This is a genomic window from Kribbella sp. NPDC048837 (assembly GCF_055586945.1).
On sequence record NZ_JBVJHF010000010.1, the window covers coordinates 282,947 to 300,041 of the forward strand.

Annotated in this window: 19 protein-coding genes; 5 read left to right on the forward strand and 14 right to left on the reverse strand. The window is 65.2% G+C overall.

Going from position 1 to position 17,095, the window contains the following annotated elements:
* Positions 1–11: 11 nt before the first annotated feature.
* The 11 genes from ACZ6O0_RS38540 to ACZ6O0_RS38590 all read right to left on the reverse strand — a co-directional run bounded on the left by ACZ6O0_RS38540 (position 12) and on the right by ACZ6O0_RS38590 (position 10,085).
* Positions 12–1,448: a helix-turn-helix domain-containing protein gene (locus tag ACZ6O0_RS38540; protein WP_465770016.1), complete on the reverse strand. Its 1,437-nt coding sequence runs from the start codon at positions 1,446–1,448 to the stop codon at positions 12–14.
* A 13-nt stretch (positions 1,449–1,461) separates the two neighbouring features.
* Positions 1,462–1,737, reverse strand: coding sequence for a helix-turn-helix domain-containing protein (locus tag ACZ6O0_RS38545; RefSeq protein ID WP_465770017.1), 276 nt, complete (start codon positions 1,735–1,737; stop codon positions 1,462–1,464).
* 84 nt (positions 1,738–1,821) lie between these two features.
* Positions 1,822–3,456 (reverse strand): YfjI family protein, encoded by a 1,635-nt coding sequence (locus tag ACZ6O0_RS38550; protein WP_465770018.1) that lies wholly within the window; start codon positions 3,454–3,456, stop codon positions 1,822–1,824.
* A complete protein-coding gene (locus ACZ6O0_RS38555) occupies positions 3,453–4,319 on the reverse strand; it encodes a bifunctional DNA primase/polymerase (RefSeq protein ID WP_465770019.1) in 867 nt (288 codons plus the stop codon). Before ACZ6O0_RS38555 ends, ACZ6O0_RS38550 begins: the two co-directional genes overlap by 4 nt.
* A 34-nt stretch (positions 4,320–4,353) precedes the next feature.
* Positions 4,354–4,776 (reverse strand): RRQRL motif-containing zinc-binding protein, encoded by a 423-nt coding sequence (locus ACZ6O0_RS38560; RefSeq protein WP_465770020.1) that lies wholly within the window; start codon positions 4,774–4,776, stop codon positions 4,354–4,356.
* Positions 4,773–5,774, reverse strand: a complete 1,002-nt coding sequence (locus tag ACZ6O0_RS38565; RefSeq protein WP_465770021.1) for a DNA cytosine methyltransferase — start codon at positions 5,772–5,774, stop codon at positions 4,773–4,775. Before ACZ6O0_RS38565 ends, ACZ6O0_RS38560 begins: the two co-directional genes overlap by 4 nt.
* Before the next feature lie 15 nt (positions 5,775–5,789).
* A complete protein-coding gene (locus ACZ6O0_RS38570) occupies positions 5,790–6,119 on the reverse strand; it encodes a hypothetical protein (protein WP_465770022.1) in 330 nt (109 codons plus the stop codon).
* A 246-nt stretch (positions 6,120–6,365) separates the two neighbouring features.
* Complete coding sequence (locus tag ACZ6O0_RS38575) at positions 6,366–8,645, reverse strand: cell division protein FtsK (RefSeq protein WP_465770023.1); 2,280 nt, start codon at positions 8,643–8,645, stop codon at positions 6,366–6,368.
* Between the two features lie 20 nt (positions 8,646–8,665).
* Positions 8,666–9,622, reverse strand: a complete 957-nt coding sequence (locus tag ACZ6O0_RS38580; RefSeq protein WP_465770024.1) for a hypothetical protein — start codon at positions 9,620–9,622, stop codon at positions 8,666–8,668.
* Complete coding sequence (locus ACZ6O0_RS38585; protein WP_465770025.1) at positions 9,619–9,840, reverse strand: hypothetical protein; 222 nt, start codon at positions 9,838–9,840, stop codon at positions 9,619–9,621. The genes ACZ6O0_RS38580 and ACZ6O0_RS38585 overlap by 4 nt, the downstream gene beginning before the upstream one ends.
* The gene (locus ACZ6O0_RS38590) at positions 9,837–10,085 is read right to left on the reverse strand and encodes a DUF6284 family protein (RefSeq protein ID WP_465770026.1); all 249 of its coding nucleotides are present in this window, start codon (positions 10,083–10,085) and stop codon (positions 9,837–9,839) included. Before ACZ6O0_RS38590 ends, ACZ6O0_RS38585 begins: the two co-directional genes overlap by 4 nt.
* A gap of 172 nt (positions 10,086–10,257) precedes the next feature.
* Between ACZ6O0_RS38590 and ACZ6O0_RS38595 the strand changes: the two genes are divergently transcribed.
* From ACZ6O0_RS38595 to ACZ6O0_RS38605, 3 genes are all read left to right on the forward strand, one after another.
* Positions 10,258–10,494, forward strand: a complete 237-nt coding sequence (locus ACZ6O0_RS38595; protein ID WP_360537129.1) for a hypothetical protein — start codon at positions 10,258–10,260, stop codon at positions 10,492–10,494.
* Positions 10,495–10,635: 141 nt separating this feature from the next.
* Positions 10,636–11,829, forward strand: a complete 1,194-nt coding sequence (locus ACZ6O0_RS38600; RefSeq protein WP_465770027.1) for a helix-turn-helix domain-containing protein — start codon at positions 10,636–10,638, stop codon at positions 11,827–11,829.
* Positions 11,826–12,362: a flavoprotein gene (locus ACZ6O0_RS38605; RefSeq protein WP_465770028.1), complete on the forward strand. Its 537-nt coding sequence runs from the start codon at positions 11,826–11,828 to the stop codon at positions 12,360–12,362. Before ACZ6O0_RS38600 ends, ACZ6O0_RS38605 begins: the two co-directional genes overlap by 4 nt.
* A gap of 96 nt (positions 12,363–12,458) precedes the next feature.
* Here the strand turns inward: ACZ6O0_RS38605 and ACZ6O0_RS38610 are convergent, their stop codons facing one another.
* From ACZ6O0_RS38610 to ACZ6O0_RS38620, 3 genes are all read right to left on the reverse strand, one after another.
* Positions 12,459–12,683 (reverse strand): hypothetical protein, encoded by a 225-nt coding sequence (locus ACZ6O0_RS38610; RefSeq protein WP_465770029.1) that lies wholly within the window; start codon positions 12,681–12,683, stop codon positions 12,459–12,461.
* 78 nt (positions 12,684–12,761) lie between these two features.
* Complete coding sequence (locus ACZ6O0_RS38615) at positions 12,762–14,498, reverse strand: hypothetical protein (RefSeq protein ID WP_465770030.1); 1,737 nt, start codon at positions 14,496–14,498, stop codon at positions 12,762–12,764.
* A 123-nt stretch (positions 14,499–14,621) separates the two neighbouring features.
* The gene (locus ACZ6O0_RS38620) at positions 14,622–15,260 is read right to left on the reverse strand and encodes a restriction endonuclease (protein ID WP_465770031.1); all 639 of its coding nucleotides are present in this window, start codon (positions 15,258–15,260) and stop codon (positions 14,622–14,624) included.
* Positions 15,261–15,398: 138 nt separating this feature from the next.
* On the opposite strand from ACZ6O0_RS38620, the gene ACZ6O0_RS38625 reads away from it, so the two are divergent.
* A complete protein-coding gene (locus ACZ6O0_RS38625; RefSeq protein ID WP_465770032.1) occupies positions 15,399–15,836 on the forward strand; it encodes a hypothetical protein in 438 nt (145 codons plus the stop codon).
* Between the two features lie 290 nt (positions 15,837–16,126).
* Positions 16,127–17,083 (forward strand): HNH endonuclease, encoded by a 957-nt coding sequence (locus ACZ6O0_RS38630; protein ID WP_465770033.1) that lies wholly within the window; start codon positions 16,127–16,129, stop codon positions 17,081–17,083.
* Positions 17,084–17,095 lie beyond the last annotated feature (12 nt).

Genomic DNA, 17,095 nt, shown 5'->3' on the forward strand with positions numbered 1-17,095 from the left:
CCTCGTACCTATCAAGTAGCGGATCGAATACCTGAATTCAACGCGGCCTCCAGGGCTGCTGCCGCCGCGGGATTCTTTGCCCTGCGTCCCATGTACACGTCCTGGGTCAGCGACGGCCGGGCGTGACCAAGCTGGTCAGCGATCTGACGGGCGCTCTGTCCGGCGTCGTCCAGGATGGTCGCGGTCGTCTTCCGGAACGAGTGCGACGTGATCCAGGCGAGAGCGTCGGCTTGGCTCCCCTCAGCAGCCTCGGTCGAGAGTGCCAGCAGTTCGATCCGGTCGCTACCTCGCACTCGATACAGATCGAGCAGCTTCTCAGCGTCGGCCACCTCCAGCCGCACTCGTGCCGTCTCGACCAGGCTGACGCGCGACCGCGGCCATTTGAGCTTCGCCGCCACGTCCTCCTGGGTCAGGCCAGCCGCCCGTCGAGCCGTCCGGAGCTGAATCCCGAGATCCCGCCGCGTCTCGCTGCCGATCGGTGACCGCGCCTCTCGCAGGTCCCGCCGTACGTTCGTCGGGTCCCGGTAGTCACCGTCACGATTAGCGAAGATCGGCTGATCCAACCGACCGCCGTCCATCAGGCGCCGGCGGAGCATCGCGAGCCCCCACGGCGGCATCTTGAGCACCCGCTCCCCCGCCCTGGACTTCGTCCTGATCCGCACGAGCCCTTCGCCCTTCACTCGGATGATCTGGTGCGTGATCTCCACCTCGCTCGCGGCAAAGTTGACCTGATGTCCGTGCACAGCCAAGGACTCCCCGATCCGTACGCCGGTCGCGAGCATGAAGGTCGAGAGATCAGGTAGGTCGGCCGCGACCGCTCCACGGTCAGCGCGAAGTTGCTCGAACCACGCGTCACGTTCATCGTCCGTCAGGGCACGCGCCTTGCGCTTCGACTCGCTCTCGATCGTGTCCACGTCCCGGATGGGGTTGAAGTCGAGTGCGCCGTATCGGGCCGCCAACCCGAGCGTGCCCGAGACGACGCTTCGGCATGTCTTCGCTGTTGGCGGCCCGATCTCGGACTTGATCTTGCCGATCACCTTGTCCAGCAGAGGTGTCGTCAGCTCCCCCAGACGTACCTCCCCCAGCGCCGGAATTACGTGATTGTCGAGCTGACGTCTGTAGGTGTCCACGGTGCCAGGCGACCTCTTGCCGTCCCGCACCTTGTCCTCCAACTTCTCGAACCACATCTCAGCAGCCTTCGAGAACCGGTCCATCGCATCGAGCCCGATGCCCTGGCTCGCCCGTCGGCGATTTTTCAGCTTCTCCAGCAGGTTGTCTTCGGCCAGCGTCTTCGTGCGGCCGTTCGCCTCAACTTGCCGTACCTTTCCATCGAAGTCGCGGTAGTTGGCGACCGACCGGTACGACGTCACCTTGCCTTTCTCGTTGGTCGCGGCAACGTAGGTGCGGATCTTCCCCCAGCCACCCAACGGGAGCGGTTTGCGTGCCATGTCTGGATTCCTCTCAGGCTGCATTCTTCTGGGACTCGAACCAGGCCACGACGTCGGCCGGGTCGTAGCGCAGGTGCTTGCCGATCCGCGCGCCAACTGGCCCGTCGCCGGTCAGCCGCCACTTGTAGACGGTCTTGACCGAGACCCGCAGGAACTCGGCTACATCGTTCACAGTCCAGCGGGCGACATGCTCGCCGATCTGTGGCAGGTCGAGTTCGGCGATGCCTTCGGACATGTGTGATGCCTCCCTGTTCAGGTGCAGGTGGAGTGTCGTACTAGCCGTGCTCATGCAGGCGTCTCCTTGGGGTGGATGACCCCTGACAAAACTGACAAAACTGACAGAACTAGGTGCTTGTCGGTTTTGTCGGTTTTGTCATGGGGTTCGCAGGGTGTCCGGGTGGACTTCGTACGCGGTCGAGGGACGGCCACCCTTGCTCGACTTCTCGGAGGTCTTGGGTCGGATGTGGCCGTGGTCGGTGAGCAGGGTGAGCGCGGGGTCGAGGTCAGCTGCGGTGCTGAATCGGGTGCGGCCTTGGAGGGCGCGGAGGGCGTCTCGTCGGGTGAAGGTGGGGTGGCCTCGTTTGGTGATCCAGGCGAGGACCTCCCGGGCGTCGTCCAGGTCGGGGTCAGATCGGCCCATGAGGTCGTAGACGGCAAGGGCGTGGTCGAGGTAGTAGCGGCCGACGTTCTCGGCGGCGCGCATGGTGTCGGCGGCGATGGGCCGGGCGTAGCCGTGGTGGAAGTTGTGGGCGATGTGGATCAGGGCGGCAAGCCGGACGACGGCACCGGCGAGCTTGGATGCCCAGTCGGTGATGCCGGCGAGCTGTCCGGTCTGCGGGTGCAGTCGTGGTTCCAACCAGTTCTGGAAGTCCAGCAGCACCTGTCCGGCTTCGGGTTCGAGGTCGAGCTGATGCGGCTGGTCGTGGTCAGCCAGGACGAGCACGAGGGTTTTGAGCGCGTCGCGGTATGTCGTTTCGATCTGCTCCGGGACCGGCTCGGCTTCGTTGTTGCGGCTGCCCACGGTGTTGGGCGGAACGCTGTAGAGAATCCGCGCCAGCACACCGCGGTCCCGGAAGCCCGGCTGTGCCGCCAGCCCTGCGAGGGTTCCTGGCTGGGTGGTGACCCCGAGCGTGAGTGCCGGTCGTTCGACCGTCTCTGACTCGCGGCCCTTGCGGTCAACTTGGAGCTTGTCGCCGGCGTGACCCTTAAGGAACACACCCAGGTTGGGCTGTGCGGAGTAGCGGGTGCCGGTGAGGGTGGCGAACACGTCACCTTCGGCGGACAGGACGGCCATGCGGCCGCCGTGGGTAGCGAGTAGCGAGATGCAGGATTCGGGCGTCACGTCGTCGGTCATCAGCCGGGGCAGCTCGGGTACGACGATGCCCGCGGCTTCCTTCGCGGCGGCGGTTGCGTCGGCCAGCGCCTCCCGTGGGTTGGCGGTGGCACGTTCGGCCTTCTTCGCAAGGTCTTCGGCGCGTGCGAACGCGATGCGGGCAGCCAGCTCGGCTTCCACCCGCCGTTCTGCGGCGATCTCCCGCAGCGCCTCCTCAGCATCGGACAGGGGCGCGGTCATGGCCCGGAACACCGGTGACTTCCGGGAGCCGGGCGGGAGCGCGGTGACGGTGTAGAGGTTGACCTGTTCGACCCACGACCGCGTGACCCGAACGAGCACCTTGCCGCCGGCTGCCGTGGACAGGCACGCCAATGCCACCGATCCCGCCAGGTCGACCGGCGTCTGCGTGGCTTCCGCGACCGCGCCAACCTGATCGGCCAGCCAGCCGGGGAACACCTCTACAGGGAAGGGGCGTACGAGCCGCTTAGTCCTCAGCGGCACCGGTGGTCCGTCCCATCCCTGCACGACGGGTGCAAGATCGCGGCGCGGCGCGGGAGGGCGGCTTTCGGTGAGCGCCGGGCGGATCGGCGTTGGAGGCACCGGGTCCCACGGGTCGTCGGGTGGCTCGGTGAGTGGTGGCAGGGGTGGCAGCCAGTCGGGCAGCTCGGCAGTCACGCGGCGATCCCTTCGGCACGGAATCCGCCAGTGATGGCGGCTCGGATTTCGCGGGCGGTCTGTTCGGCTTGCTGTCCCACGTCGGTCAGCGCGGCAACGGCGTCGGTGTGGCTGATCGCACCGGCCGCGACCATCCGTGCAACGCCCCTCGCAGCGCCGTAGAGCGTCGTTCGGCGCTTTCCCTCGGGTGCGTGCCGCACGGCGTCCAAGTGCGCGTCCAGCAGCCGTTCAGGGTGCGAGATGCCCCCGGCTTCGGTGGTCCGGATCGGGCCGCACGGCTGAGATGTCGCTGGCGCGACGGGCAGGCACGCATGGATCAGCGGGGGGGGCATCTCGACCGGCTCGCTCAGTCCCGCGGCCCACCGGTACGGCCGACGAGTGCGGTGGTGGATCGAGGGCGGGAGCACGACGTACCCGCCGTCAGCCTTCACATCGATCCCGGCCCTGTTCGGCATCGGCCGCGAGCCGATCTCCCATCCGGGGTGGCGGTAGTACAGGTGCACCCCTCCCGTGCCGGTGCGGACCCACAGCGTGCGGGGCACCAGCTTGTGGGCCACAAGCTCAGCCAGGCTGTCACTCCCGCCGTGGGCGGGGTCCACGTCGATCACCACGAGCCCGGACACGGCACCGGTCCGCACCGCGAGCTGTCCAACCGGTATGGCGGCCACGATCGCGGCCACGCGCTCGGGGTCGGTGGTGGCGGCGTAGAACCCATGGCAGGTCAGGTGCCCGCAGGTCGCCGGGTCGTGCGGGTTGTCGCGGCAGTCGTTGCAGTTAGCAACGGGCCGCTTGGAGCGACCGAGCATGAACACCGGCCAGCCGCGCTCGGTCGCGGCGACGGCGGCGGTCAGCAGGTCGTTCATCGGAGATCTCCTCTCGAGTAAGGGCAGTCGGCGGTCAGGCAGCAGCCGGGTAGTTGGCGGCGTCGATGCAGTCGATGCATCGACCGTCAGAGCTCGGGATGCAGTAGCTCGTGACGACCCCGCAGAGTCCGCACGTCCGGCGGGCCTGCATCGCCTTGTCCAGCGCGTTCAATTGCGCCGGCGACGGCACACGGGACGGCTTGGCGAGATCGAGCCGGTACAACCATGCCCACCGCTTCCCGTTGCGCCACACGAGCAGCGCGTACGGCTCCTGCCCGCCCGGACACATCCGCATCGCCCGCAACTGGCGGCGTGTGGCTAGTCCTGCGGGCGCCCACCGGAACCGGAACACCGGCGTTCCGTGGTGGTCCCAACCGAGGGCCTGCTGTCCGTTCCACAGCTCGATCCAGCGCGACGCCGCCGGGCGCAACGTGGCGCGGTCCAGCGCCGTGCTCATGCCGCCTCCCCGAGCGTTACCGTGCTCGCGATGTCGGCAGCGGCGACGCGGCGGGCGACCCATTCGAAGACGGGGACGGCGACGCTGTTGCCGAGCTGCCGGAACCGGTGCGAGTCGGCCTGTCGACGGCCGTTGCTGGTCAGGGTCCAGCCGTCCGGCAGCCCTTGCAGCCGTTCGCATTCCAGCGGGGACAGGCGGCGTACGGTGCCGTCGCTGTAGGCGATGAGCTGCCCGCCCGCGGCCATTTCGGCGTCCAGCCGGTCACCGCGCCCGTCACCCGCTGCCTGCAGCGTTGAGGCATGGTGCGCGACGTAGGTCAGTCCGCTGTGCTCGCGAGCGCCCGAAGTGCGGCGTCCAGTGGTACTGGCAGAGTCCGCCGTCTCCGGGCGGCTCTGCGCAGAATCCCCGAGGCGGCTTGCGGGCTCAAGCAGTACTTGTGCAGGTGCTCCCCGCAGTTCTCCAAGATGTCCAGCAAGGATGAGCCGGCGCCGTCGCTGGGGGACTCCGAAGTGGGAAGCGTCCAGTACCCGCCAGCAGAATTCCATCCCGAGGCTGGCCAGGTCCCCGGCGATGACGGCGAAGTCACGTCCAGCGTTGACGGAGAGAAGCCCAGGGACGTTTTCGCCAACAAACCAACGGGGACGTAGCTCAGCCAGCAGTCGCGCGACGTGCACCCACAGGCCCGACTGTGCATCACCCAGGCCGCCACGACGACCCGCCACAGAGTTGCCCTTGCACGGCCACCCGGCGGTGAGGACGGTGCGGCCTGGAACAACTCCAACTGCGATGAGGTCATCAGCGGTCACCTTCGTGAGGTCTTCGAACAGGGCAGGACGAGGGAACCGATCGGCCAGCACACCGCGGGCGTACGGGTCGATCTCGACAGCGGCCAGGGGCGGGATGCCGACGCGGTGGAACGCGAGGTCGATGCCGCCGATCCCGGCGCACAGCGACACGACATGCAGACCCTCGGTGGGGCGCTCGATGGATCCAGGCACGGCGCTCTCCTCTCGTCAGCGGTTCTTGTTGGTGTGGTTGAGCACGCGGCGGCCGAGGCGTTCGCGGCGACCGGTGCCCTTGCAGCGCGAGCAGTTGCGGAACTTCTTGCCAGACGGGGACCGGGACTTGCCGGACCCGTCGCAGCGGTCGCAGTTGGCGTACGGCCAGACCGCGCAGGCGAGCAGGTAGAGCCCGGTCAGCAGCAGGGCACTCATGACCAGGACGGCGATCCGTTCGGGGCGGCTGAGTGCGTCGGCCTTGCCGGCGGCGTCGGCGATCGTGGCGGTCGCGGTGAGGATCAGCCCGGACCCACCGACGAGTACGGCGTGGACAGGATCAGACATCGTCATCACTTTCTGTAGTCGAGTCAGGGTGTGGCGAGCCGAGGCAGCGCCCTGATGTGGCCCGCCTAGTTGAGTGAGGTTGGATGGTTAGGTGGCGGTGATCGGGTTAGGTTCCTAACTCCGACCGTCCGGCGGGGCTAATGTGGGCGTGACCTGCGGAAAGTTAGCGAGTGAGCCGAGTTAGCCGGGGGCCGGAAACCGCTGGTCAGAGCCGTTTCGGGGCGGTTTCCGACCCCCGAGCGTGGGCTAACTCGCCAGGTCGCCGGCGTCGGCTCCGCTCTCGTCCGCGTCGTCGGCGTCCTGCTCGCGCCGCACGATCGCGTCACGGACGGTGACCGGATCGAGGGGGTAGCGGTTCCCGGTCGAGGGGACCTTGATGCCGTGCTCGCGCTCCAGCTGCTCCCGCAGTGCCTTGCCGGTCAGGCCCTGGTACGGCGTCCAGGTCGGCGCGTGCCGCTTGAGCAGGGCCGGCACGTCCGCGATCGGGCGCGGGTCGTCTCCGAGGACTTCGTCCAGGTCGGCGAGCAGATCGCGGGTCTCGATCGGCACCGGCTTGCTGTCCGGGATCGTCTTGCCGAGCTTGGCGATCGCGTCCAGCGAGCGCTGGATCAGCGGGGTGACCTGGTCGTGGCCCTTGGCGACGTCGAGGTAGTACCACTGAAGCATCTCCGACCGTTCGCCGGTGAAGCCCTTGACGACGGCGGTGCCCTTGTCGGTGCCGGGGATCAGCTCGGTCGCCCGGTGGCCGGCGCTGTAGGCGCCCTGCCCGAGTAGGGCGTCGTTGGCGACGTGGTCACCGACCGCGAACGCGATCCCGTTGGAACAGTTGCGGGTCACATCACGCGGCATGGAGTCCTTCGTGGGCGCCTGCGTCGAGACGATCATGTGGATACCGCGCTTGCGTCCGAGCTTCACGATGTCCACCAGCAGTTGCGCGATCTCCTTGCCGTAGGTGCCGTGCTGGATCGCCACGTGCGCCTCCTCCAGCAGACACACCAGCGGGTGCAGACCGACACCAGCCGAGGCGAGTTCACGAGTGACCGAGGGCACCTCGTAGCGAAGCAGGAGTTCGCCGCGCCGCTGGACCTCTTCATGAACGTTCACGAGCTGGTCGCGGATCGCTTTCATGGAATCGTCGTCGGCGCCCATGATGTAGCTCGCGCAACGCGGCTTGAACACCTCGAAGTCGTAGTTCACGTCCGGCACCCAGATCCGCAGCTCGGCAGTCGGGTCCAGCGCGCAGCCGACCATGATCGCCCGCGCCGCCGACGACTTGCCCTGACCCGGCATCCCGCCGGCGATCGTGTTGCGTTCCATGACCGGCGCGGTCAGAGCGTCACCGCGCAGCGTCTTGCCCGCCGGGACGCCCTTGAACACGTCCACTAGCCCGCCGCCGATCAGCGGGTACTCGCCCGCACCCTCAGCCAGCGCGCCCTTGTCCGCGATCCACAGATCCATGATCCCGGCCTCGGTGCCGGTGGTCGGCCAGACCTCCTTCGCCGCCCGGTGCAGACCGGTCGCCAAGTCACCACGGCGCCGCGCGATCTTGTCCGCCGTCACACCGGCAGGCAGCCTCACGACCGCGTGCGTGCCGCGACCGTCCACGCGGGCCGGGGTGATGAACTGGAGCTTCAGACCGGCTTTCAGGTACTGCGTGATCGCCGGGATCCGCAGCGCCTCCAGCGCTCGCGCGATCGTGGTTTCATCGATCGCCGCGTCCCACTCCGGGTCAGCCGTGGTGACCAGCCACGCCGGCGGTTCCGCGCGGCGCTTGCCCTCGCGCCACGCGGCCAGCACGATCAGGAACGGAGCCGCGATCGACACCCCGGACCAGATCAGGGCGCCGGCCGCGATCAGAAACCCGATCAGGGCGAAGAACCCGAGCCACACGCCGGTGAACGAGCCGTGCCCAGTCGCCTTGGTCAGGATCGCGATCAGCAGCACCAGGAACGGCACCCCGACAGTCATCGCCACAGTCACCTTGAGGAGACCCCAGGCGAGCTTCGGGAGATCCATCAGGCGCCGGTGGCGGCGGTCGGTCGCGGACTCCTTGCGGTCGGTCCACTGCTTCAGTTCCTCGCGGTCCCCGACCGCCTCAGCCGCCTTGATCTGGCGCCGGTAGACACCCATCGTGGACGCGTCCCACGCCCGCTTCGCCCACGACTCAAGGCCCTGCACGACCGTGAACGACTCCCGCAGCACCACCTTGCCCACGGTCTTGGTCTTGTCGTGCGTCGCAACCGTCCTCGATGCCCGCGCCACGACCTGCGTGGTCGTCACCGCACGCCGGACCAGCGCGCCACGGTTCTCCAGGCGCCGGTCCAGCTCTGCCGACTCCTCATCGGACAGGATCACGGCCTCGGAGTCGTCATCGGTCGAGGTGATGTCGGCAACGCCGTCAGCGTCGACCCGTTCTGCGGGCACGTGGATGATGCCCTGCGCAACGTCCTGCACGTCGTCCTGTACCGAGTCCTGCGGGCGGCTGCTGTCGTCGTTGCCGGGGTGAAGCTTGTGCACGTTGTCCATGCCGTCTCGCTCCTATCGGGTCAGGCCGCGACCGGGGCGATCTCGTCCGCCGCGTCCGTGTCGTTCGTGCTCGTCTGAGAGGTCTTCTGCGGGGAGGTCAGCTCGTCGCGAACAGCAGCCGCGACCTTCGCCGACAGGCCGGTAGAGCAACCGGTCGTGTGCCGCGCCCACGCCGGCGTGATCTCGGCAGCCGCCGTGCCTGGCCCGATCGCCGCGAGAGCTTCGGTGATGTAGTCGGCCAGCAGCTTCCGGCCGGTCTTGGCGGGCTTCCTGCGGGTCTGGGAGGGCTTGCGGTTGGGTATGGGAGCCGGGGCGGCCTCGGTCGCCTCAGCGGGCTTCTCCGGGCTCTTGGCCGGGTTGGCCTGCTCAGGTTTTGCCGGAGCGGTGTCGAGGCGGTGGGATGCCCCCGCAGGGTCTGCGAGGGCCGCCGCGCGCTCAGCTCGCAGCACGGCCTCAGTCAGCCGATCCCGCAGCACCGGTGCGGTCTCGGCAGCGCAGAACACCAGTAGCGGCGGCACCGAGTGCAGCACGATCCCAGCCACGTCACCGTGCCGGAATGACGCCCACGTATTCATCGCGTATGTCGCGGCGAACGCGAACCGCTTCGTCCGGCCGATCCACCTCGTGTGGTCGCTCACCTGATACCGGGCGGTGATCTGCTCGGCACGTAGGACCGCAATCAGCACCAGCGACACCATCGGGTCCAGCAGCCACGCCGCGAACCACGGCAACGACCACAACACCGCACCCTGCGCCGCGAACGCCTGAACGTTGACCATCGTGAACGCCAGCCCAAGCACAATCCCGACCCACATGCACCGGTCCACCTGCGTACGTACCGACTCCACCCGCAACGCCACCACGTCCGGGTGAGTGGACAGCGCACGCACGTGCGACGCCTCGGACGCCGACGCCCGAAGCTTGTCCACCCCGCTCGCTTTGTCGTTGCCAGCCGCAACCATCTCGTTCGCGGTCATCGCGTCTCACCTCCGGTGAGGTGGTTGGCAACCCAGCCGCCCGCGTGAGGCAGAGTGTCGGTGGTGTGCAAGACGTGGTCGCCACGCCAGACGATCCACGCCGTCCCCAGCGCCGTACGGGGCGACACCACCTGCACCAGGTCGTAGCCGGCGCACTTCCACCAACCCAGATCGACCCGGACGAGATCCAGCGGGGGCATCTCAGCAACCGTGCTCACGCCGCACCCTCCGTCTCCGGCTCGCGATCAGCCAGCTCCCGGCCGATCTCCAGCACGTGACGCTCGGCGCGGCGGATGCGGCGCGTCTCCAGCGCCGACGCGTACGGCCCGGCGTTGATCAACGCGATCTGCGCGTCCAACAGGTCGAGCTCAGCCGCGATCAGCGGCCACTCCCGCTCGATACCGGCCAGGTCTGCCGCCGATGGCTCCTGGCTAGCGACGGTCGACAGGTGGATGATGCTCATTGGGTTGTGCTCCTGTTCGTGAAGGGACTGGACCGGCCCTGACGCCTCGGCGGTTGCACCCGCCGGGGCGTCGCTCTGTCGGGCCTGACCAGAACATGAAGCGAAACTAAGGTGCGCACCACGGTATCGCTTCGTCGATAGTTGCGCAAGCGAGGTGCGATACCCTGGATTGGTGACTGACCTACGCGACGAGTTGAAGTCGGCGACACTGCGGTATCGCGAGACCGAGGCTGCGCACGAGCAATCCCGGACCGAGATGCTCGCGGCCGTCCTGGCGGCGCTCCGTGGTGGCGTGCCGCCTACTGAGGTCGAGCGGCTGTCGCCGTTCACGGCGGCGTACATCCGCAGAGTTGCCCGTGCAGAAGGCGTCCCGCCAGCGACACCTGGGCCGAAGCGGGTGAGCTCCTGAGTGGTCGGCTCGTTCATGCGTCCAGCGTCGAGGCGAAACGATCGATTGATGTGCACTCAGCAGCCTGCGCACTTTTGTGCGCATTGTTCGGGCCGGGAGCGGGTTCACTAGAAGGACCAGATCAACCGAGGGGAAGTGCAGATGCACGTAGGTGAGCGCATCGGGGCGTACCGGAAGCGGCGCGGACTGTCGCAGGACGCCCTGGCGGGCCTCATCGGAATGTCGCGCTCGTGGCTGTCTCAGGTCGAGCGCGGTATTCGTGGTGTCGATCGGCTGTCCACCCTGAACGACCTAGCAACCGCTCTACGAATCGACGTGGCCGACCTGATCGGCCGCGACTGGATCCTTGCTCCTGACGCTCCCGAGCACGTGACGGCGGTTGATTCCGTACGAAGCCAGTTCGCCAGCTATCACCATCTCTTGGGAGAGCGGACGACCCCCTGGCCGCTACCGCAGCTGCGTAACGGCGCTGTCCAGGTCAACCAGGCTTACCAAGCGGCGAAGTACAAGCAGGCGACCGCGATGCTCCCAGACCTGATCCAAGCCGCCGACGCGTACGACGGCTATCAGGGGCGCGACGGCCGCGAGACACACTTGGCGCGATGCTCGGTCTACACAGCTGCCGCCAAGCTCCTCACCAAGGTTGGTGAGCACCAGCTCGGTTGGCTTGCTGCCGATCGCGCGACTCACGCCGCCTTAGCCGCTGAGTCTCCAACGGCACAGGGCATGGCCGCCTATCACGTGGTGATCGCACTGCTCCGCAGCCAGCAAACGGACGATGCCGAACACGTCGCCGTCCGTTCAGCAGAAGGCCTGATGTCGCTCGCGAGTTCAGACGCTCCAGACGCCGTATCTCTAGCCGGCGCACTCTGGCTCATCTCGTCGGTCATCGCCGCTCGGCGCTCTGACCGCTCAGCGTCCACAGAACGGCTAGCCACCGCGACGCGGCTCGGAGATCTCCTCGCCCACGACGGCAACCACTGGTGGACAGCCTTCGGTCCGACCAACGTCCTGATCCATCGAGCCTCGGTCGCAGCCGAGTTCGGAGACCCGTCCGGGGTGTTGCGCGTGGCAACCGAAATCGACACCGAAGCTATGCCGGCGGGACTCCGAGGCCGACGCTCACGCCTGCATCTCGACCTGTCATGGGCACAGGCACAGGCCAAGAACGACATGGAAGCGATCCTTCACCTGCAGCAAGCCGAACGAGTCGCCCCTGAGTCCATCCGGTACCACACGATCGCCCGCGAACTGGTCCGCGAACTCCTCAAGCGCAGCCGCAAACCCACCCCAGCCCTGACCGCAATCGCAACCCGCGCAGGAGTCCTCGCGTGACCGACCGCACCCTGTACATCGTCACCTGTGGCGCACCACTGGCCTCCCGAGTCAGCGACGGCGTACGCGCCGCCCGAGAGCGCGGCTGGACGCCGTACGTGATCCCCACAGACGCAGCCCTCCCCTGGATCGAAGGCCAAGACCTATCTGACGCCCTCGTCCTGACCGGCAATCGCAAACCTGGCGAACCGAAACGCACTCCGAAGGCCGACGCAGTTGCCGTGGTGCCCACCACCTTCAACACCCTCAACGCCTGGGCCAATGGCAATGCACACACGTATCCACTGACGACTCTCTGCGCGGCCCTTGGCTCACGGACTCCGACAGTCGCCGTGCCATTCGCCAAGCACGACTTGGCGGGACACCCCGCCTGGCTGGCATCACTCGCGGTCCTTCGGTATGCGGGCGTGCAGATCATCAACCCTCACGACGGATCATCAGCCGTGGTGGAGCCAATCGAATCAGGTATGGGCGAACTTGTGACAGCGCAATTCGACTGGGAATGGGTCTTTAAGGGCATCGACATCGACTAGCCCTCGGCGAACGGTCCTCGGCAGCCATCGGAGCCAGTGGACAACACATCGGCAGGCTCGGGCCGCGAGGGGTGCTGCAGCCCTCGCGGCCCGAGCTCATTCCCTGAAGCCCCAGACCTCCGAGGCGGGAGCGTCCGGCTCGACCTTGAGAAGCATTGTCATCGGCTCACCAATTCCGTCATAGCCAACACTCACAATCTCTGCCCCCGAGGCGTTTACTGCCTCATTGAGGATATCTATCCAGAGCATCCCTTCCTTTCCAGGGTTGTTTTCCTTAAATTGCTGGACAAACTCCTTACTCCGTACGAAACGGTATTTCATTAGCCTCCTCGTCTAACCCAATGAGACCTGCGGGAACGTTCCGCATCCGCCGCCGGTCCCGCCGAATCTTGCTCACGATCACGAATTACTAGCGTCGCCAGCTTGCTTTGATTCGCTGGCCGCTGCCTTCATCAGATCCGTAACTGTGGTGAGGCACCGAGTGAGCCTCGTGACTACCGACTCGAAAGCCTCCAAAGGAGACATTCCCGAGATTCCGAGCGCCGCTGCAGCCTTATCCTTTTGAGACCCTGCTAGATGCGCTACGCCACCCTTCGAACGAAACCCCTGCAGCTCACGCAGAATCTCGGCCGAATCCTCCGTATCACCGAGCTGTTGCAGGTAGCGCTGCAGCAACTTGATCGATTGCTCACCTTTCTCATAGCTCGCCAGATTCGATTTCAGGGCTGCGGAATCAATGCCGTCAACGAATGCCTTCGTGAGAAGGAGCAGTGGCCCACCGAGTGCGGCGGCGTCGCTTGCAATTGGACCGATAAGCGACTCGAACTCCACTCCGGTTTCTTCACCAAGCGACTTCCACAGCGGTTGTCCAAGTAAGTTCGTCGAGGCATCGATAGCCGCCTGCCGCGCGCGGCGAAGGTCTCCCACGACATCCTTCGAGCTCGCCCATTGATTCAGGAAATCCCGCCTGAACCTGCCCTCATCCATAATCCCCTCGGGCGGGACGTTATAAGAGCGCCAATGCCCCCATTCGTCTGATGGAAGGTCACGCCCTAGATCACCTAGATAGACTTCCACAAGCCCAGCGCTATTGAATGAGATGTCAATCCCCCAAAGATCCAGGCAGGTCAGGCGAGTGGATGACAGGTGGTATCTGCCCGGCTCGGCAGCATACGGCTGCAGCACCTCACGCTTAAAGTAAATAGGGGTGAGGTAGTGCAGGCGCGTGCCATCCTTATCGAAATATGTTCCGAGCTGGTCTGGATCACATCCATGGGTCAGGGGCTCACCGGTGTCCGGATTGAGACCGTAGATGAATGGGGGATAATCCCTCTCCCGCTCCCTTTCCTCGAAGCGCGGGACACGAGAGTTCCGTAGGCCTGTGAGCAAGTATTGCCCGAGAAGACGTGAGAACGCCGGCCGGTCGCCCATCGAACTTTCATGCAGGACATGGAAGTCGAAGTGCGACCAGGTAGTCTCATGATCGTCGTCCACGCGCGGAAAGGGTGGGTGCTCCAACTTGTGCACGTAGTCGATCTGGATGATCGCACTCTGATCACAAGCAGCCAAGAATTGACGGAATTCGAGGGCGCGCACTTCGATCCGCCAACTATCCTTCGTCCGCTCCCAGCGGATCAGATCTTGCTCGCGGCCAGCTCGATTGAGATATCGCCACCCACCCGCAAATGGAAAGGCGTCCCAGTACCACAGGAATGGGTAGGTGACCTCAATGACCGGCAGCGACGCTCCACTTGGGCGGCGCCCTTGCGCAAAGAACTGAAGGTGGACGTCTCGATCGACTCCCCGGAGGCCGTCCTCGAATCTGGGTTCGTCCCAGTTGGGCCCACTCGTCCAAATCCCCACCTTGCCGAGATCGTGGCCAATCCACGTCGTATCGTTCAGCGCATCGGACGATTGGTCAGGGCGAACAAGCACGCAGCCTGTTCCACCATGCTTTGCGTCCGTGAAGAAGTGCTCCTCTACCAGCAGCCAACCCGTCGGATTGCTTGAGATGGCCCTCAGATCGTCGATTGGCCAGAGCCCGTCTGGAAAGTCTCCCGCCGGTCTTGACCAGAGGTCGGCAAGGTTGGTACTCGTGGGCTTGGCCGTGTAGCCCGGAATTTCTGGCGTGCTCATTCGCGAAAGCTTAAGGCTGACAGAAGTTGCCCGCCATATCTCATGCCCGCAGGTTCGGCGACCGGGTGGCCCATCCCACCCCGCAAGGTCGGCACCCAAAGGGCGTCCGTGCCGGTGGCCACGCTACTCGCTGCGAGCCGATTCGTTGTCCACGTCCGTCTCGGTCTGATCGGCCGGCATCGCCAACAGCAGCTTGGCGACGTACTCGGGATACTCCGGCGACATCACCGTCACTGCCACGCCGCCACCATCGGCCGGACTGTAGCAGTGGCCTACGAACGCAGGGACCCCGAACTCCTCAGCCTGCTCTCGGGTGGGGGCGGGCACCTCGTCCCGGGACTTGTATTCGACGGTAAAGCGGCCTTCTGTGACGGTAACGAGGGCTATGCCGTGAGTCAGTGCGAACTTCACGGCACCCGACTGGTAGGGAGCGGTCGAGATCATCACGGACTTATGGGCGCCGACGCTCTGCTGCTTGGAGTACAGGTCCCGGACGGCGCTGGCCTTGATCGGATTCTTGTGTTTCCGTGCCTCAACGAGGACGAGGAACGCCAGGCCCGCAATCTCGTAGCGGACGGTCGCGTCGAAGTCGAACTCGCCGTCGGAACCTTCGATCTTCTCGTGTAGCTGAACGTTCAGTCCCGGTACTTGGTCGGCAGCACTGTCGAATAATGACGTCGCGAAGACCTCGAAGTCTGCTGGAGTCATGTCGGGCATGGGGTACTGGGCGGTGGCGCGGCTGACCACCTCATCTTCAGACATTGCACTCTCCGACTGCTGCGAGGTCCGATCTTCGGATCAGACGAGCATCGCACGTGGCTCGGTCTGGCCGTGTCTACCTTCGCCCGTGGGCGTGGCGAGCTAGGTGCAGTTGTCCAGTGCGGCACTTACTCTGCTCCCATGGAGATCGCTGGACTGGCACTCGCTGTAGTCGTCGCTGCGGGAGGCTTCCTCGCGTATCGGTGGAGGCGCCGGGCGCATGGCGCATTGGAAGCTCGCCAAGCCCTGATCCAGCTTCGAGCGACGACCAGCGACAGCGAGACCGTATTCGTCCGCGGCCATGGTGTTCTTGGAAGTGATGGTCAAGCCGCGATGCGCAGCCTGCAGAGCGCCCGAGTGTCGGTAATCGACAGGAAGCTCATCGAACTCATGGGCGATATAGAGGAGATGTACCGCAAGGCTCAAGCCGATGCGGTGCCGCCTGGACAGACGAGCCCCTGGGAGTACGCCGCCCGCCACTTTCAGGAGGATTTGCCCGCAAGGGAGCTCAGGCTGCGGATCGCCGAGGCGATCACGAGAGCTACCAAGCTCGACCGCCGGCGAGCTGGATCGTACTAAGTGGTAGCTGAAGTTCCGGTGACCGGTGCGCTGGCCGCCGTACATCTGGACAAGGTGTCTCGGACGACACCCGCAAGGTAGACGACCGATGCGCTGACGAAACGTCCCTCTCAACGCGAACTGCGGCGTGCGACCACAAGTCTGGAGCATGATTGCGGGCGACCGAGCCGTCCCGCGTAGGGCCAACCCGACGGATTACAGACTCCATCGCAGCGAAGTGCCGCGCCATTACCAGGATAGACTTCGCACGCCTGCGCGTGACAGATTCTTGGCTTAACGAGAGAGATGATATGGCGACCTTCCTGAATTCCGCCGCCCTAACCGAAGATCACCTCTTCAGACTCCAATGGTTCCAGGAGAAGATGGGAAGCCTAACTGGATTTCCTGCACCCTTGAGAGATGGTCTATTGCTCACAAGTGCGCCGAAAGGCATCTATAAACCCAGGGATTTGAAGTACGCGCTGAGCATCCGGATCAACTTGGTTAGCAAATACCAAGATGGAGTGATCGCGGAGCGAGAGGACGGGAGCTGGTCGTTCGCTTACCATCAAGAGAACCCCGATCCCAATCTCCGCGACATGCAGTACACAAATATCGGCCTGATGGAATGCATCGAAGATCAAATACCTGTTGGAGTCCTGCAGGAGGTGGAATCTCCCGGTCGCGCTAGCGCATACAAAGTCGTCGGCCTCGCTGTTCCTGTCAAGTGGGTCGACGGCTACTTTTACTTCGAAGGGTTGAGCCCAGATGGCCACAGAACGAAGTGGGATACCTTCAATGACGTCATCCTCGCAGCGGCTCAACTTGATCCTCAAGCGCCCGCCCCAGCCAGCGACTATGACGCCAGAGTACGGATCGCACGTCAGATCGTAGCGCGAAGAGGGCAAAAGAAATTCCGGGCCAAGCTATTGAGGGAGTACGGCGATGCTTGCACCTTCACCGGAACGACAGCCGAGGCGGTACTTGAGGCAGCGCATATTCGCCCATACCGAGGCGATGAGTCAAATATTGTCACCAACGGCCTCCTGCTCCGCGCTGATATCCACACTCTGTTCGACCTATACCTGATCGCAATCGAGCCTTCCGAGAGGAAGATCGTAGTCGCCGATGTTCTCGCCAATACCGAATACGCGAACCTTCACAGCAGGCCGCTTCGCGAACCACGCTCACCGGCAGCTCGACCGGATGAAAACGCACTCGCCGCCGCATGGCAGGAGTTCACAGTCGCAGAGGACCTCAGACGCTAGCAACAGATACCA

Excerpts from the sequence above, each read along its gene's own strand:
- ACZ6O0_RS38570 (WP_465770022.1), bottom strand. The coding sequence starts at position 6,119 with ATGTCTGATCCTGTCCACGCCGTACTCGTCGGTGGGTCCGGGCTGATC.
- ACZ6O0_RS38630 (WP_465770033.1), top strand. The coding sequence starts at position 16,127 with ATGGCGACCTTCCTGAATTCCGCCGCCCTAACCGAAGATCACCTCTTC.
- ACZ6O0_RS38610 (WP_465770029.1), bottom strand. The coding sequence starts at position 12,683 with ATGAAATACCGTTTCGTACGGAGTAAGGAGTTTGTCCAGCAATTTAAG.
- ACZ6O0_RS38620 (WP_465770031.1), bottom strand. The coding sequence starts at position 15,260 with ATGTCTGAAGATGAGGTGGTCAGCCGCGCCACCGCCCAGTACCCCATG.
- ACZ6O0_RS38545 (WP_465770017.1), bottom strand. The coding sequence starts at position 1,737 with ATGAGCACGGCTAGTACGACACTCCACCTGCACCTGAACAGGGAGGCA.
- ACZ6O0_RS38615 (WP_465770030.1), bottom strand. The coding sequence starts at position 14,498 with ATGAGCACGCCAGAAATTCCGGGCTACACGGCCAAGCCCACGAGTACC.
- ACZ6O0_RS38580 (WP_465770024.1), bottom strand. The coding sequence starts at position 9,622 with ATGACCGCGAACGAGATGGTTGCGGCTGGCAACGACAAAGCGAGCGGG.
- ACZ6O0_RS38575 (WP_465770023.1), bottom strand. The coding sequence starts at position 8,645 with ATGGACAACGTGCACAAGCTTCACCCCGGCAACGACGACAGCAGCCGC.
- ACZ6O0_RS38625 (WP_465770032.1), top strand. The coding sequence starts at position 15,399 with ATGGAGATCGCTGGACTGGCACTCGCTGTAGTCGTCGCTGCGGGAGGC.
- ACZ6O0_RS38560 (WP_465770020.1), bottom strand. The coding sequence starts at position 4,776 with ATGAGCACGGCGCTGGACCGCGCCACGTTGCGCCCGGCGGCGTCGCGC.
- ACZ6O0_RS38555 (WP_465770019.1), bottom strand. The coding sequence starts at position 4,319 with ATGAACGACCTGCTGACCGCCGCCGTCGCCGCGACCGAGCGCGGCTGG.
- ACZ6O0_RS38590 (WP_465770026.1), bottom strand. The coding sequence starts at position 10,085 with ATGAGCATCATCCACCTGTCGACCGTCGCTAGCCAGGAGCCATCGGCG.
- ACZ6O0_RS38600 (WP_465770027.1), top strand. The coding sequence starts at position 10,636 with ATGCACGTAGGTGAGCGCATCGGGGCGTACCGGAAGCGGCGCGGACTG.
- ACZ6O0_RS38540 (WP_465770016.1), bottom strand. The coding sequence starts at position 1,448 with ATGGCACGCAAACCGCTCCCGTTGGGTGGCTGGGGGAAGATCCGCACC.